The sequence below is a fragment of the Belliella buryatensis genome, from assembly GCF_900188245.1.
In the GTDB taxonomy this organism is placed as follows: Bacteria; Bacteroidota; Bacteroidia; order Cytophagales; family Cyclobacteriaceae; genus Belliella; species Belliella buryatensis.
The window spans coordinates 23,881-39,424 of sequence record NZ_FZOK01000007.1 but is presented as its reverse complement, the minus strand read 5'-3'; the positions used below and the strand labels follow the sequence as shown (position 1 = coordinate 39,424).

Genomic DNA, 15,544 nt, shown 5'->3' with positions numbered 1-15,544 from the left:
TCTAGGTCAATTGCTCGATGATTTCAGCATGCTCGGGAAATCTCTTCAAAAGCTCTTCTCTTTCAAACAACTTGAAATCCTGAAAATCAAATCCTGGAGCGACTACACAAGAAACTAGTGCATAGGAATCAGTTTCATCAACTGTAGACCCAAAAATCACTCCTGCAGGAACCATCTGTTGGGGCTTATTTTCTTCACCTACTGGACCAACTTTTATCTTTTCATATCGCCCACTTTCATCAATCATGTGCACCGTCAATGGTGATCCTTCATGATAAAACCACATTTCATCACTCTTGATCTGGTGAAATTTGGAAATATTCTCAGAGGTCAGCAAAAAGTAAATTGAAGTCATGATACTTCGTTCTCCAGAAGCAGTGTTAACTCCTAAATCAGATCTGTATATCTCTTTGTAAAATCCTCCTTCTGGATGTGGGTTTAAATCCAATTGAGCAACAAGCTCCTCTATTCTTTTTTTACTCATCCGTAAATTTCTAAAATTTTACCTACTATTCTCTCAGCTGTCTTTCCATCCCAAAGAGGGATTCCTTGATAGGATTTCCATTTCCCTTTCATTAATTTTCCCATAAAAGGTGCTAAGTTTTGAGGATTTGTACCTACCAATTCATTTGTCCCTAAATGAATTGTTTCAGCTCTTTCTGTATTGTCTCTCAAAGTCAAACAAGGCACATTCATCACGCTTGCTTCCTCGGTAATTCCTCCAGAATCAGTAATCACTGCAAAGGCATTTTCTACCAAATAATTGAACTCTAAATAGCCTAAAGGGTCTACCATATGTAAGTTAGAATAGGTTATCCCAAGATTTTCCAAGCTCTTGGCTGTTCGAGGATGAACAGGAAAAAAAATCGGCATATTCTGACTTCCCTCAATAATTGCATCAATCATTGCTTTGAGTTGCCCTTCCTGATCTACATTGGCAGGTCTGTGCATCGTGAGTACGAAGTATTTTTTAGCTTCCAAAGCGTCAAACAATTCTCCTTCTGGCTTTGTGAATTTTGACCTATTTGCCAAGAGGGTATCAATCATGGTGTTTCCCACATAATGGATTCTTTCCTGGGCAACTCCTGAGTTGAGCAGGTTTTGATTAGCTATCTCTGAGGTGGTGAAAAAATGATCAGAAATACTGTCGGTTACCATTCTATTGATTTCTTCTGGCATGGTCAAATCACCAGATCGAATACCTCCTTCCACGTGCGCCACGTCAATGCAAAGCTTCTTGGCTGTGATCGAGCAAGCCAAAGTTGAAGTCACATCACCAACTACAATCACTAGATCTGGCTTATTTGCCAGCAATTCCTTTTCAAAAGCAATCATTACTGCGGCTGTTTGTTCCGCTTGAGAACCGCCACCCGCTCCGAGATTAGCATCAGGTTCAGGGATATTCAATTGATCAAAAAAATCACCTGACATTTTTTTATCATAATGCTGACCAGTGTGTACCAACCTAAAATTCAGCTTGGCGCCTTTAGTGATATGACGCTGCAGGCTGTGGATAATCGGGGCAATTTTCATGAAATTCGGTCTAGCACCAGCTACCAAAGTAATCTTCACCATAGATTTTCGTTTATACAAAAAGCTAAATTAGAGATAATCCAGAGTCTTTACAAAGGCATAAACTAGTGAATAAACTTTCCCAATAAGATATTTTGCAGATTTATTTCGTTTATTTGTAGGTCAATAATTAAAAAAAGTGAATTTCACTTTTATTTAGAAATTACATTTAATGCAATGCTAGAAGTCAGGAGACTATTTAATATTTTGATTACTTTCATTTTTTTGACAGTTACTTCAAGTTCCTGTGTCGATGAGCTTTTAAGCGAGACACTTATTTATTCAAATAATTTCAACACCCTAGATCTTAGGAACTTTACCAATGCAAGGCTGTTTGTGTTTCAAGGTGATACTGTAGCTGGGTTTTATCATAATGAAGAACTAAAAGTACGAGTTCTAGATCTTCCACCACATAATGCACTTAGAGTAACCATAGATGTATTAGCGCATGATAGCTGGGATGGTAATGTGGATGATGGTGTTTCAGGACCAGACTTTTGGTATTTTAAGATTGATGATAAAGAGGTTTATAGAACAACTTTTTCTAATACACCATGTGTCAATAGCTTTTGTTTGAGACAATCATTTCCACAAGAATATTTTAGACAAAATCTACCAAAAACAGGTTCAGTCCGAATATATCCTGTAGGAAGATGTAATACAGGGCCTAATAATTCCGGTACAACAAAATATCGAGTCACAAAAATTATCCCACATGTTGGCAAAGATGTAAAGCTTACCATGGGGGACGAATTGTTACAATTGAATGCACGCAATCCTTTATGTGATGAAAGTTGGTCAATATCAAAAATTGAAATTAGTGCAATGGAAGTTAGTTGATCATGAGAAGATTTATTAAAACACTATTTAGTATATTGGCTTTGCAGGGCTTCGGAACTTTTGCCTTTACACAGACACTTCCGCTAAATACCCCAGGCTTTGATGAGTATTTGAGAAGAAAACAATTGATTGGAGAGATTTCCGGAAATAATTCTTTTTCAATTCGTCCTCTATATCCATTAGATGCTTTCGATCGCTATTCAGGTATCGACTTGGACAGTACTTTTCAAGACTATGACACATCGGTGGTAAATAGAAAATTTGGTAAAAAGAATCAAGGCACTTTTCTTTTGATGCCATTCTCGATTCAGAGTCAGTACAATTCTGAATTGAGCTTTGGTATCAATGATGGTGCGATGATACCAAATAAAGGCTGGCAGTCATTGTATAGGATGGGTTTTTTTGCTAGTTATGGTAAGTTTAGTATTCAGGTTCAACCAGAGCTAATTGTTGCCCAAAACCAAGAGTTCGTAGGCATGCCAAGGGATTATGGTCGAGTTTTGTTTTTTTATTATGAACACCTCAATAGGATCGATTTACCCGAAAGAATGGGAGACAGACCATATAGGAGATTTCTTCCTGGTCAATCAAGTTTCCGATTTAATCCAGGTGATTTTTCTATTGGAATATCTACCGAGAATCTTTGGTGGGGACCTGCTAGGAGGTCTTCTCTTCTCTTGAGTAATAATGCGCCAGGATTTACTCACTTGACATTTAACACCCGCAATCCAGTAGAAACCCCATTAGGCCATTTTGAAGGACAAATCATAGCAGGTCATTTAAATGGCTCTGATTTTCCCCTACCTCACCAAGATCACCGCTTACAACAGACACATGCATTTGTACCCAAAAGAGAAAATGGTGATCGATACCTTTCGGGTATGATATTGACCTATCAACCAAAATGGGTTCCTGGTCTTTCTATCGGGTATGCTTCAACCAACCATATGTACAGAGTAGATATGGATCGGTTCAGTGATTATCTGCCAATTTTCAATGGGGAAAAGGCAAATGCCAATGTATTCAATCCCAAAAGAGAACAAAGACAGCAGTTCAGTTCAGGGTTCTTCCGCTGGGTAAGTCAGGAGGGGCATTTTGAGTTCTATGGGGAATATGGAACCAATGGCAATTCTAGAAGATTCAATGATTTTATCATTACCCCCGAGCGCAATAGAGGTTTTACTTTTGGGTTCAGTAATCTATTTACCCTGAAGAAGCCTCAACAATACATCCAACTTAGCGCAGAAATGACCCAAACTGGCCAGACAATTAGGGAAAGCATTCGGAACCTTGATACTTGGTATATCCATGATCATGTGAGACATGGGTATACCCATGAAGGTCAAGTATTAGGCATGGGCTATGGGCCAGCTGCTAATGTCAACTGGATGGAAGTAGCTTGGGTGAAAAATTTCAATAGGATAGGCTTTCAGTTTGAAAGGATTGTCTATAACAATGATTTTTATTATTACATGTTCGAGGAAGTTAGAGATTGGAGAAGAAAGTACATTGATCTAGTTCCTGGATTGTTCTCAGATTGGAAAATAGGAAACATCCTACTTTCTGGAAGTGTCCAGTATGTCAATACTTGGAATTACAAGTGGTTCCTTGAAAATGATCCTAATCAATACTTTGTCCCAGGAGATGATAGGCAGCATTTTATGGCAAGATTCGGAATTTCGTATATTTTAAAATAATAAAAGTTTAAAGCACTTCATTCAATCCAAAATAAAAGGCTCTTTGATCACCAAAAGCAATGTCAATTCTGATATTTAGCCCATCAGGATTGAGTCGGTAGCGAAAACCAAAGCCAGCGCCATATCGGGTTCTATTTAAGCCAAAATTGCTGAAGCGATCCGCTACCTGACCAGCACTTCCAAAAAACACTAATCCAAAATTGCGATAAACAGGAAGTCTATACTCTAACTGCTGAACGATTGCGTGATTATCCCTATATCTTCCTTCAAAATACCCACGCATCAAATCACTCCCTCCAATCAGAGAAATGTGCTGAAATGGAGGGTGTCCTGTAGTGAAACTTAAATAACTTTGTATTGCCAAAACTTGATTCTTATAGGTATTAATGTATTTTCTAATATCTATAACATATTGGTCAAAAGTAAAATTGCTGCCAAACACAGACCGAAAACTCATCCAAGAAAGACTATTATTCCAACCCATTTTTGGTTGAAATATATTGTCTCTTGTGTCGTAATTTAGCACCAATCCCAATCCTGATAATCTTTGCCCATTGGCTCCTGCTACAAGGTTATTGTCGAGAATACCACCCTCTTCTTTTTTATAAATGTCATCTGCTCTAAATTCATATCTTGGCCCCAAATAGAGCCCCTTTAAAAATTGACGCTCATAATTAATGTGGAAATAAATATATCGTGTAGAGTAAAATTCTTCATTCGAGGCATCTAAATTATTCCCAATCCCATAAAATTTGAATGGGAAATCGGTCAATTCTAAGCGCGCGTTTACATATTCTCTATTTTGATTGGACCAAAGCTCCAATTCTGTGGTGAAAATGGCTTGGTTGTTCAGTGTATACAAAAAAGTAATTGGCAATGAAGATGGTCGAAGGAATGGATCTACGTCACCTTTATATCTAAATATTCTAATAGCCCTAGCGCCCAAGCCTAGGCTTGTCTCAGGGGAATAAACCACGGCTGGAATGAAGGACCATTTTTCTCCCGAGATAAGGTCTACAGTATTGTCTGCAAAATCAAAAAGTTTTTCAATAATCCCTGACTTTTGCTTATTGGTATCCAAAGAATCAATCTCTTGAGCAAATAGAGGACAACAAAAAAGCCATAAAAAAGCTGCTGATAGGTATTTCATTGGCAGCAAAGTTACGGCTTCAACTTATTCATACAAGCATTAAAATTCAATGATAATTCCAATGGTGGGCAATACTGTCCCAGCTGTGCTTCTAACCGATCTAATCAAGTATCTGTTGGAATCATTAGGGTCAATATTAATACCACCCTCTGGATTTCTATTGGGAATAAGTTCGGATGGTTGTTGCGCTTTGAAATTGTATGCATTTTGTACATCAAAGTACCAATTGAGGTTCCATTTATCAAAGAAATATTTCTTGTCTATACGCAAATCTAACTGATGAAATGACTGTAATCGCTGACCATTGATGTTATTGAAATCGAGAATACCTGCACCTCTCAGGTCCCAGTTATTTCTCAAAGTAGATGCTTCTAGGTCAAATGGTGTATAAGGCGCTCCTCCCAAAAACCTCCATCTTCCACCAAGCTCCCAGTTTTTACCAAATCGCTTCCCAGCAGTCATGGTGATAATGAATCTATTGTCCCACGAGGAAGGAATAAAGCCGTCTGTATTTGGATTGGTAAATTCACTTCTCACCAAGGTCACTGCTGCAATGCCATAAAAATTATTGAATAGACGCTGCTGAGCTAGAAATTCTATTCCATAAGCTCTGCCTTCAGCATTGGAAGCTACTGGTTCATTACCAATTACACCAAAATCAGCTCCTAAATTGGCTAATGCTATTCCATTTCGGACGGAGGTTGGATAGTTATTGTAGTGCTTATAAAATGCTTCAATCGTAAATCTCCTGTTTTTCTCAGGTAGAACTCTTTCAATTCCAGTGATCAGTTGACTTGACCTGATGAATCTGATATCATTTAGCTGATTGACCAATTCCCCTTCATTATTTCTAAAGCCTAAGGCTGTGTAAGGTGGTTTTTGATAATAGATTCCTCCATTGGCCGTCCAAAAGAAGTTCGGCTTAAATTGATAAGAAATTGACAGCCTTGGACTGATTTGGTTGAGGGGATTTTGAGCTGTCACACCAAAATCACTCCCGTCCATTCTAATACCACCTGATAGCAGGAGTCTTTCGTCTTGAAAGGTCCGTGTTCCAGAAATGAAAGCACCATAGCTATTAAAAAAAGCTGTGTTATTAATATTGATAATACCTCCATCTTGCGAAAGCGAAGCCCTATCAAAATTATTGATCAAGTATCTCGCAAATTCATAATTGACTCCATATTTCAAGCTATATCCTTTACCAAAAATGCTGTTCTCTGCTCTAAATTTATTCTCACTCTCTTGAGAAGTATAGTCAAAAAGTAAGTTTGCAGCATCAGTTTCATCGTTATTAAGGTATTTGTATGCTTCATTATTGAGCATATTTCTGCTCAATATGAAAGTCCAAAAGCCATTTTGTCTGAATCTTTTCAGCTTAGCTCCAGTAGCATAGTTCCATTGTGAAGAAATAGGAAGATTGTCTAATCTAAAAAGGCGCTCCTCTCTTTCTTCTTCAGTTTCATTATTTGGAACATCGAAATTTAAGGCAAATTGATCAATAGCACCAACACCGATCAAGGTCAGCTCGGTCTTATCGTTAAATTTCGTCGTGGTCTTAAATTGAAAATCATTGAAGGTTGGTAAAAATGGCAAGCCTAAAAGTCTGAACAAACCTTGTAAGTAAGATCGTCGAGCAGAGATCAAATAGGTGGTTTTTTCACCCAGAGGACCTTCATTTGATAGGGTCAATTCACTTGCACCTACTGTCAACTGGGTGAACATCTTGTCTCTCCGACCTTCTTTAAGCTCAAACTCAAAAAATGAACTCAAGGAATTCATTCGATTGGCTGGAAATCCACCAGTTATTACTTCTACATTTTTGATCAGGTTCACATTGAGGATTCCTACAGGGCCTCCAGAAGAGCCCTGTGTGGCAAAGTGATTGATCACTGGGACTTCTATCTCGTCTATGTAGAATTTGTTTTCATTGGGAGCCCCTCCTCGTATAATGATATCATTTCTGAAACTTGCTGTACTGGCGACACCAGGAAGAGATTGAATCACCCTGCTGATATCTCTATTCCCTCCAGGATACCTTTCTATTTCGTTGGCATTTAACCTACGGACAGAAAGTGGTGTTTCATCAGACCTTGAAAACTCTGAATTTACTACCACTTCATTCAAATCTGAAGCTTCTTCCTCCAATTCAAAGTCTAACTGGACGGCACGTGCACGGGTTACTTGTACTTCAAAGACAGTCTTAGATTTGAACCCTATGAAGCTGGCTCTTATATTATAGAGACCTGGTTTTATTCCCTCTATTTTATAATTACCATTTTCGTCAGATACTGTTCCAATATCAGTTCCTGTGATGACGATATTTGCAAAGGGAATTGACTCGTTATTGACTGGATTTTTGACTTTTCCTTGGATGACTCCATCTTGAGCAAGAGTATTGAAAGAAATAAATAAAAAGCAGATAATCGAGTATATAAGTTTCATAGGCTGAGATTAACAGAAATCTAATCTATTTTTAAAGCAAAAGGTTTTAAAAGATTTCATTTTCTTGTTCAGTCATTCATATTTTGATAACTATTACCTCATTTTAATATGCAAGAATAAGTAAAACAACATAAAATAATTTTTAACTATTTTCCTCTTTTCCTTCTAAATACCTTCTTTGAAACTTATTTGCATTTTTTTTGAAATAACTAAGCTATATATTTACAGATTAAACAAATCTGTCTGTCTTGTACTACAAATACAAAAATTTAGGAATTAAGATTATCCTCCTATCAATAATAATAGTTGCTACATTCCAACTACTGAAATTTTTTACAATTGAATATACAATTTATTCTAAAGGCTTGATTATTCCGGCTAAAGAGTGGACTCTCTCAAGAACAACTGACGGGAATTTCATTACAACCTTTAAAGATAATATTAAGGGATTGAACACATCATTCAACGTCACAGAGTTTTCACGAGGTGATGTTGTTCAGTTTACACTATCTTCAAAATTTATAGACAATAATAAGGTATCCTTTGGAGATACAATTGGATTTGTCAATTCAAATGAAGAGCAACGTAGATTAAAAGAATTAGAAGATAATCTTGAAGTATTAAAAGCAGAATTGATATTTTTTACCACTGGTCAGAAACCAGAAGATCGAGATATTTCTCAAGAAAAATTAAGATTGGCAAAAATTGATCTAGATACAGAGAAATTACTATTTGAAAGGAGTTTAAGATTATTTAAAGATTCTGTGATTACAAAGCAGGAAATTGAGGTTTTAGAAAATTCATTGAGATTGAAGGAGATAGAGGTTTTGATCAGAGATGCAGAATATAGATCAGCAATCACAGGTGACAAACCTGAGCAAGAAAAATTAATAGCTTCTAAAATAATTCAATCTGAAAATCAAATAAAAAAAATTCAAGAAAGATTAGCTAATTTTATAGTATTAGCTCCATTTGATGGTTACTTGATCCAAAACTCTTTCGATATTCCCGATATGATGAAAATTATTGTTTACGAAAAAGATCAAATGGTTTCATTGGTACCAATAGATATTTTTGATAAAAAGTACCTTTCTTTCTACAATCCTGTAAATATCTATTTGAGATCAATAGGTAAAAATCTGGATGCAGAAATATTAAAGATTGATAACGTCATCCATAGAATAAATCAAAAACAAGTTTTTTTCATTACAGCTATTTTTAACACCAATGAAATCAATCATGTAGGAGAAATTTCTGAAGTGAAAATTTCAACTGAAAAAATTTCAATTCTAGAATATCTGCAAAGGCTACTATATAAAACAATTTCAAGATGATAAAATACAGGCATGAGAAAAAGTATCTAGTTCCTGTGAGTCAACTAAATGCTCTAAGAGCTAGATTTGAGCCTTTTTTAATCCCTGATGCATATACTTCAAATATTGGAGGATATCCAGAATACATAGTTAGAAGTATTTACTTTGATTCTTACCAAACAAACTCATATTTTGAAAAAATCGAAGGATTGCGAGATAGAAAAAAGTTTAGACTTAGAGGATATGGAGATAATAATTCAAAAGTTGTATTAGAAATTAAAAGGAAAGTCGAGGATAGAGTTACTAAAAACAGGGCTTTTCTTGATTTTTCAAAAGCAAAAGAATTACTTAAAAATGGGATAATTTCAGATGTATTTTCAGAAACTGATTACATCAATATTGAAAATGCCACAAGATTTTTATTTAACGTTGAAAAATTTAACTTAAAGCCTAAGACATTAATTGTTTATCAAAGAGAAGCATATCATGGAAAATTTGACTCAGGTGTAAGAATCACATTTGATAAAAATATTAAACATTACCCATCACCTAAGATTGGAAATTTGTTTAGAGTTGTTGGACTTAGACGTATATGGCGAGGAAGCTTTATTTTAGAAATAAAATACTTTGAAAATGAAATGCCAAGCTGGGCTAGAGCGATTGTACAAGAGTTTGGATTAAGAAACGAGGCTCTTTCAAAATATGCATTAGGAATAGAAAGCTCAATTTAACCTTTCAGCATCTAACAAAATGGAACAAAACTTACAAGAAATATTTTCCTTTTCTCTAACGGTAAGAGAAGCAATTACAAATATTTTTGTGTCATTTATATCAGGGATTTTTATAGCAATACTTTATAGAGTTACCTACAGAGGAGTAAGTTACTCCACTACATTTTCTAACGCAATTATTATGCTCACTATGATTACTGCATTAGTAATTATGGTTATTGGTAATAATTTAGCTCGTGCATTTGGACTTGTTGGGGCGATGTCCATCATAAGGTTTAGAACTGCTGTAAAAGATAGCCAAGACATCATGTTTATCTTTTTCGCTCTCGGAATTGGCCTTTCTGCGGGAGTTGGATTATATGCAGTAACTTTTTCTAGCACAGTATTAATTGGTCTTGCAATTTTCATAACAAGTAAACTTAATGCAAGTAATCCACCTCAGAAGGAGTTTTTATTGCAGATTTATTGTTCTGAAAAAGGTATAAATGAAAACCCTTTCCAAGCTACTTTAAATAAATATTGTTATAAATCAAAATTAATTAATATTAAAGGTGAAGAAGAAGAGTATGGTACTCAACTTGAATTTTCTTATTACATTAAGCTTAAAAATGAAAAGCTGGGCTCAACTTTCGTTAAGGATTTGAAAACAATGCCTGGAGTAAATAATGTGAATTTGTTTTTTGATGAGATATAAATTAAAGCTATGAAAAAATATATACAATTATTATTTCTAAGTCTCTTGATTTTCTTAACAATAGTACCTGACGGATATGGTCAAAACATCAAGATAAACGAAGTCATGTCATCAAATAGCACTACTATTAAAGATATTGACGAGGAATTTAGTGATTGGATTGAATTATATAACGGTGCCTCTTCTTCAATAAATTTAGAAGGATATTATTTATCCGATAGTAGGAATAACCTTACTAAATGGAGAATACCGTCGGCAACAATAGAAGCTAATGGGTTTTTACTTATCTGGGCTTCTGGGAAGGATTTTGTCAAAAATGGAGAAATCCACACTAATTTCAGTATTTCATCTTCTGGTGAAGAAATTTTCTTATCAGATGCAAATGGCTTATTGATTGATGAAATTCCTGCATTAGAAATTCCTAGGGACTTCTCTTATGGTAGGATTGAAGATGGATTAGAAGAAATTGTTATATTTTCGAAATCAACTCCAGGATTTTCAAATACCGAAGGAAATATTTCTTCTTTATTAAATCCACCAATAATAGACCTAGAATCAGGTTGGTACAATGGAACTATAAATGTGGTCTTAGAAAACCCAAATTCCAATGGTTCAATAATATACACATTAGATGGGTCAGAGCCAATTCACGAAAACATTTCTGATCCCAAAGCGTATAATTTTAATTACTTTTTTCGAAATGAGAATAAGCCCAATTATTTAACTGAAAGGCATAACAGAACATTTCAACTAGAAAACAATCTAGTGTTCGATGAAAAGTCGAGTCAGGATAATGACATCTCAAATGTTATTACAACATATTTTAACCAATTTGGCATTAATTGGAAAAAACCCACAAAAAAAATTAACAAGGCTCATATCTTAAAAGCTAGAGTATATTATAATGGAGAATATAGCCCAACAATTACAAAAACATATTTTGTAGAAGGACTATCGTCTATTAACCATCTTTTGCCCGTAATATCTATAACTGGAGACAATTATGACTTCCTAAGTTATGAAGAGGGTATTTTTGTCCCAGGCAGAAGATTTTTTGAAAACGGGGGAACAGAAACTAGCTATGTCAATAAAGGAAATTATCAACAATCTGGAGAGTTATTCGAAAGACCTATCAATCTTGAATTTTTTGAAGATAAGAAATCAGTTTTTAATCAAAACTTAGGGGTTAGAATACATGGAGGAGGCGCAAGAAGAGCTCCCAATAAAGGAATTCGTGTTTACGCAAGAAGAGATTATGACAACTCAAATACAATCAATTATCCAATTTTCCCAAATAACAAAAATAAGTTAGGAGAAGAAATCAATGGATATAGGCGACTTCTATTAAGAAACGGTGGTGACTTAATGGATTATCTCACAGATGATGTAATTCATCATGTAATGAAGGAAATGCATATCGGAACTCAAAATAGTAGACCTGCAGTAAAGTACTTCAATGGAGAATATTGGGGGATCGCTAATATTAGAGATCGTATTGATAATAATTATTTAGCCAGTTATTATGGAGTTGATCCAGATCAAGTAATCATGATAAATGCTCCATGGGGTCAAAGTGGCAGCCGATTTGTTGAATATGGAGAGCCCAGAGACATAGATGAGTACAGAGCACTTTACAACTTAGTGACCAAGGAAGATATTACTTCGGATGAAGTTTATGAAAATGTTTCTTCCAAATTGGATTTATTGAGTTACATCGATTATGTCATAGCCTTTGTTTATTTCAATAATGTAGATTGGTATGGTTATAAGCATTATCGCTTTTGGAAATCAAAAAACATTTCTACAAACCCGTTTGAAGATGGGAAGTTTAGGTTAATAGTATGGGATTTTGATGCTAGTTTAAGGTTTGGTGCTGGTTTCGATACTTTTGTGAATTGGATTGATCCAGAGGGAAAGGGAAATCAATTTGCCACTAACGATCCAGAAAAAACTCTTTTCCTAAGGTCTTTATTGAAAAATGACTCTTTTAAGAATTTATTCGTCAATAGATTCTATGATTTGATAAACACCTCTTTTAACCCCGAAAGGATTCATAGCATAGCAGAGTCACATTTTTCAAAAATCCAACCTGAATTAGAAAATCATTTTGACCGCTGGGGATATTACCCAAGTTCACGAGAGAATATTAATTCTAATGGAAGCTCCTTGAATCAATTGAAAAGTTATGCAACAGCAAGACCTAATCTTCAAAGAGGATTCCTAAGGTCAGGACTAAAGCTTGGCTCAGATATTAAACTGCTATTGGATGTTTCAGATGTTGAGATGGGTGAAGTTGAATTAAATACTTTAAGATTAGATGAAAACCTTCATAGGCCAGGGAACAAAATATTTCCATTTGAAGGTATTTATAGCTCTAGTACACCAATTACCCTTAAAGCAACTCCATTGCCAGGGTTCAAGTTTGATTATTGGATTATCAATGATCAAACTTTATACCAAGATAATTTAGAAGTTCACTTAGAACAAAACACAAATGTAAAAGCGGTGTTCTCAAAGCTTCTTCAAGATGATAAATCAACACTTCACTATTGGTTTTTTAATAATGAAATTGAGAATGATACTCCTTTGAAAATTGTTCCAGTTACTTATTCCTTAAAAGATAAGACGTTTAATTTAGAGTTTTTCCCTGCAATTTCACCTTATCCTTTTGAAAATACTTTAGGAATAATGGATAGAGTGAACGACCCTACTGTTATAAATTTTAAATCAGAGATTACAGACGGGTTAGGTTATGACTTTCAAGATATGAGAGGCATTCGAATTAGAAATCCATTGCTAGTTGATAATCGAACTGGTTACCTGATATTAGATTCTCCATTAGGAGGATATAAAAACCCATCCATCGCAATGGCAGCTTCTAGAACTAATAATGGACCTGAAAAAATCCTGATCTCATATAGAACTTCATTTGATAGTGAATGGACAATTGAAGGGTTAACAAAACATGAATTCAAACTATCTAATGATTATAAATTAATCTTTATCCCTTTTGAGGGGATAGAAAATTTAGAGGACAATGATGAGTTTCAAATTAGGATTGATTTCGATGGCAATACTACATCTAACTCAGGAAATGTAAGATTAAATAATATTTCAATTGAAGCGGAAGTTAGCAGTCTGGATATTATAACAAATATCAACCCAGAAAAACCCATATCTAAGATTAAAGTATTTCCCACTCTAATAGAAAACAAAGTTAACATTGAGTTTAATGATGATTCATTTACAAAAGTTAAATACATTCAAATCATAGATTCAAAAGGTTTGCTTGTTAAAGACATTGCCACCATTTCTGAAAGGAAAGTTGAGATTGATATGGAAAACACTGCAACAGGACTCTATATTGTCAATATTGTCTATTTAAACTCTTTAGAATCATTCAAAGTATTAAAGAAATATTGATCCCATTAAATCATATATAAGATATATTCGGACTGAGTTGAAGATATGGATTTATAATTCTTTTTTGTTATCTAAATTCAGATTCTCCTCTTTGACTTGCCATAATCTCCACCATGGTGTACCAGGAGAATCATGATGTTCAAAATGATAACCGAAAAAATAACAAGTTAAAAATGCCCATACATGGTTTTTTTCTTGCGTATTTGAATGATGCTCATTGTCAGAGTCACCCATGTGTGGTCTGTAAGTTCCAAAATAAAATAGCTGAAGGGTGGCTAAAATTGCCGGAAGCATCCAAAATACAATTAGATTTTCAGTAGGTAGAAAGAGCTTGAAAATATTGAACGTCACAGCCATAAGCAAAATTTGCCAAATCGTAACATATTGCCTTATAAAACTCAAATACCAAATAAAGAAATTGCCAGAAGCATGATAATCAGGGTCTTTGTCGGTAGCAACGTATCGATGATGTTCGTGGTGCTTTGGAAATAGCTTCCAGTAAAAGTTGTATGAAAATAATATGGCACTAAACCAGCCAAATGCATGATTGACCTTCTTGTTTTTTGAAACCAAACCATGCATAGCATCATGGGCTGTGATGAAAAGGCCAGTGTATAAATGGGCCTGAATCAAAATACCTAAATAGACGAGTGGGTTTGCCCAGTTCAATTCAATAGATAGCAAAATAACAAGAGAAATAGCCCACAAAATGATTATTGTAGCAGCTATGATAATTCCCTTAGGATCGATTTCAGAAGTATGGTTGATAATTTTTGACACAAATAAAGGTAAGCAGAATCTTGATTAGAAAGTATCCAATTTTGCTTTTACTTGTTCCATTAACCACATAGGTGTAGAAGTGGCGCCACAGATACCCACCGTGTCATTGGTAGAAAACCAAGTTGGACACACTTGATCTTGATTGGACACAAAGTATGTGTTTGGATTTTTTTCTTTGCACACATTGTAGAGGACCTTCCCATTGGATGATTTGGTACCGCTTACAAAGACAATTTTATCGAACTTTTCAGCAAATGCCCTTAATTCCTTATCCCTATTAGAAACTTGTCTACAGATCGTATCATTGGTATTGACTGTGATTCCGTTTGATTTCAGGATTTCATTGATTTCATAAAACTTGTCTGTACTTTTTGTGGTCTGGCTGTACAAAGTCAGGTTTTTAGGAAGGGATGAGATGTCTAATTCAGAAATGTCTTGGAAGACCACTGCTTTGTTGTTGGTCTGTCCCAAAAGTCCTACTACTTCAGCGTGTCCATGCTTTCCATAGATGTAGATTGTTTCTTCTTTATCAAAGGAGTTCTTGATTCTGTTCTGAAGTTTCAATACTACAGGGCAACTTGCATCAATAAGCGTTAAATTATTCTTGATAGAAAGCTCGTATGTCGAAGGTGGCTCACCATGTGCTCTGATCAGTACTTTTTCATTGACCAAGTTTTGTAATTCATCGTGGTTGATGATTTTGAGACCTTTAGCAGTAAGTCTATTTACCTCTTCATCATTGTGAACAATATCTCCAAGGCAATATAAATAACCCTGCTCATCGAGGATTTCTTCTGCCATCTCTATGGCATAGACCACCCCAAAACAAAATCCTGAGTGTTGATCTATATGTACTTGAAGATTCATCATAGGCTATTAACTTAAAGCTTGTTCAAATG

At 35.0% G+C, this 15,544-nt stretch carries 12 protein-coding genes; 6 read left to right on the top strand and 6 right to left on the bottom strand.

The window, feature by feature from the left end; all coding sequences use genetic code 11:
* Position 1 precedes the first annotated feature (1 nt).
* Together CHB66_RS08435 and wecB are read right to left on the bottom strand one after the other, a co-directional pair.
* Positions 2-484, bottom strand: coding sequence for a cupin domain-containing protein (locus CHB66_RS08435; protein ID WP_089239933.1), 483 nt, complete (start codon positions 482-484; stop codon positions 2-4).
* Positions 481-1,575, bottom strand: a complete 1,095-nt coding sequence (gene wecB, locus CHB66_RS08430) for a non-hydrolyzing UDP-N-acetylglucosamine 2-epimerase (RefSeq protein ID WP_089239931.1) — start codon at positions 1,573-1,575, stop codon at positions 481-483. The genes CHB66_RS08435 and wecB overlap by 4 nt, the downstream gene beginning before the upstream one ends.
* 174 nt (positions 1,576-1,749) lie before the next feature.
* Between wecB and CHB66_RS08425 the strand changes: the two genes are divergently transcribed.
* Both CHB66_RS08425 and CHB66_RS08420 read left to right on the top strand, forming a co-directional pair.
* On the top strand, positions 1,750-2,412 hold the full coding sequence (locus CHB66_RS08425; protein ID WP_089239929.1) for a hypothetical protein: 663 nt from the start codon (positions 1,750-1,752) through the stop codon (positions 2,410-2,412).
* A gap of 2 nt (positions 2,413-2,414) precedes the next feature.
* On the top strand, positions 2,415-4,109 hold the full coding sequence (locus CHB66_RS08420; RefSeq protein WP_089239927.1) for a capsule assembly Wzi family protein: 1,695 nt from the start codon (positions 2,415-2,417) through the stop codon (positions 4,107-4,109).
* 7 nt (positions 4,110-4,116) lie between these two features.
* Here CHB66_RS08420 and CHB66_RS08415 read toward each other — a convergent pair whose 3' ends face one another.
* Both CHB66_RS08415 and CHB66_RS08410 read right to left on the bottom strand, forming a co-directional pair.
* Positions 4,117-5,259, bottom strand: a complete 1,143-nt coding sequence (locus tag CHB66_RS08415) for a BamA/TamA family outer membrane protein (RefSeq protein ID WP_089239925.1) — start codon at positions 5,257-5,259, stop codon at positions 4,117-4,119.
* A 39-nt stretch (positions 5,260-5,298) separates the two neighbouring features.
* Entirely contained in the window at positions 5,299-7,704 is a 2,406-nt protein-coding gene (locus CHB66_RS08410) for a TonB-dependent receptor (protein WP_089239923.1), read from the bottom strand.
* A gap of 248 nt (positions 7,705-7,952) precedes the next feature.
* Between CHB66_RS08410 and CHB66_RS08405 the strand changes: the two genes are divergently transcribed.
* From CHB66_RS08405 to CHB66_RS08390, 4 genes are read left to right on the top strand one after another with little or no spacing between them, the layout of a single operon-like run.
* Positions 7,953-9,038 carry an HlyD family secretion protein gene (locus tag CHB66_RS08405; protein ID WP_089239921.1) on the top strand — a complete coding sequence of 362 codons (1,086 nt, stop codon included), beginning with the start codon at positions 7,953-7,955 and terminating at the stop codon, positions 9,036-9,038.
* Positions 9,035-9,748 (top strand): polyphosphate polymerase domain-containing protein, encoded by a 714-nt coding sequence (locus CHB66_RS08400; protein WP_089239919.1) that lies wholly within the window; start codon positions 9,035-9,037, stop codon positions 9,746-9,748. The genes CHB66_RS08405 and CHB66_RS08400 overlap by 4 nt, the downstream gene beginning before the upstream one ends.
* A 19-nt stretch (positions 9,749-9,767) precedes the next feature.
* Positions 9,768-10,442, top strand: coding sequence for a DUF4956 domain-containing protein (locus CHB66_RS08395; protein ID WP_089239917.1), 675 nt, complete (start codon positions 9,768-9,770; stop codon positions 10,440-10,442).
* A gap of 9 nt (positions 10,443-10,451) precedes the next feature.
* Entirely contained in the window at positions 10,452-13,865 is a 3,414-nt protein-coding gene (locus CHB66_RS08390) for a CotH kinase family protein (RefSeq protein ID WP_089239915.1), read from the top strand.
* A 51-nt stretch (positions 13,866-13,916) separates the two neighbouring features.
* On the opposite strand, the gene CHB66_RS08385 is transcribed toward CHB66_RS08390, so the two are convergent.
* Both CHB66_RS08385 and CHB66_RS08380 read right to left on the bottom strand, forming a co-directional pair.
* Positions 13,917-14,645, bottom strand: coding sequence for a fatty acid desaturase (locus CHB66_RS08385; RefSeq protein WP_089239913.1), 729 nt, complete (start codon positions 14,643-14,645; stop codon positions 13,917-13,919).
* Between the two features lie 24 nt (positions 14,646-14,669).
* A complete protein-coding gene (locus CHB66_RS08380) occupies positions 14,670-15,515 on the bottom strand; it encodes a 4-hydroxy-3-methylbut-2-enyl diphosphate reductase (protein ID WP_170932456.1) in 846 nt (281 codons plus the stop codon).
* Positions 15,516-15,544: the final 29 nt, after the last annotated feature.

Coding starts and splice junctions, on each gene's coding strand:
- CHB66_RS08420 (WP_089239927.1), top strand. CDS start 2,415: ATGAGAAGATTTATTAAAACACTATTTAGTATATTGGCTTTGCAGGGC.
- wecB (WP_089239931.1), bottom strand. CDS start 1,575: ATGGTGAAGATTACTTTGGTAGCTGGTGCTAGACCGAATTTCATGAAA.
- CHB66_RS08410 (WP_089239923.1), bottom strand. CDS start 7,704: ATGAAACTTATATACTCGATTATCTGCTTTTTATTTATTTCTTTCAAT.
- CHB66_RS08395 (WP_089239917.1), top strand. CDS start 9,768: ATGGAACAAAACTTACAAGAAATATTTTCCTTTTCTCTAACGGTAAGA.
- CHB66_RS08380 (WP_170932456.1), bottom strand. CDS start 15,515: ATGATGAATCTTCAAGTACATATAGATCAACACTCAGGATTTTGTTTT.
- CHB66_RS08415 (WP_089239925.1), bottom strand. CDS start 5,259: ATGAAATACCTATCAGCAGCTTTTTTATGGCTTTTTTGTTGTCCTCTA.
- CHB66_RS08390 (WP_089239915.1), top strand. CDS start 10,452: ATGAAAAAATATATACAATTATTATTTCTAAGTCTCTTGATTTTCTTA.
- CHB66_RS08435 (WP_089239933.1), bottom strand. CDS start 484: ATGAGTAAAAAAAGAATAGAGGAGCTTGTTGCTCAATTGGATTTAAAC.
- CHB66_RS08400 (WP_089239919.1), top strand. CDS start 9,035: ATGATAAAATACAGGCATGAGAAAAAGTATCTAGTTCCTGTGAGTCAA.
- CHB66_RS08425 (WP_089239929.1), top strand. CDS start 1,750: ATGCTAGAAGTCAGGAGACTATTTAATATTTTGATTACTTTCATTTTT.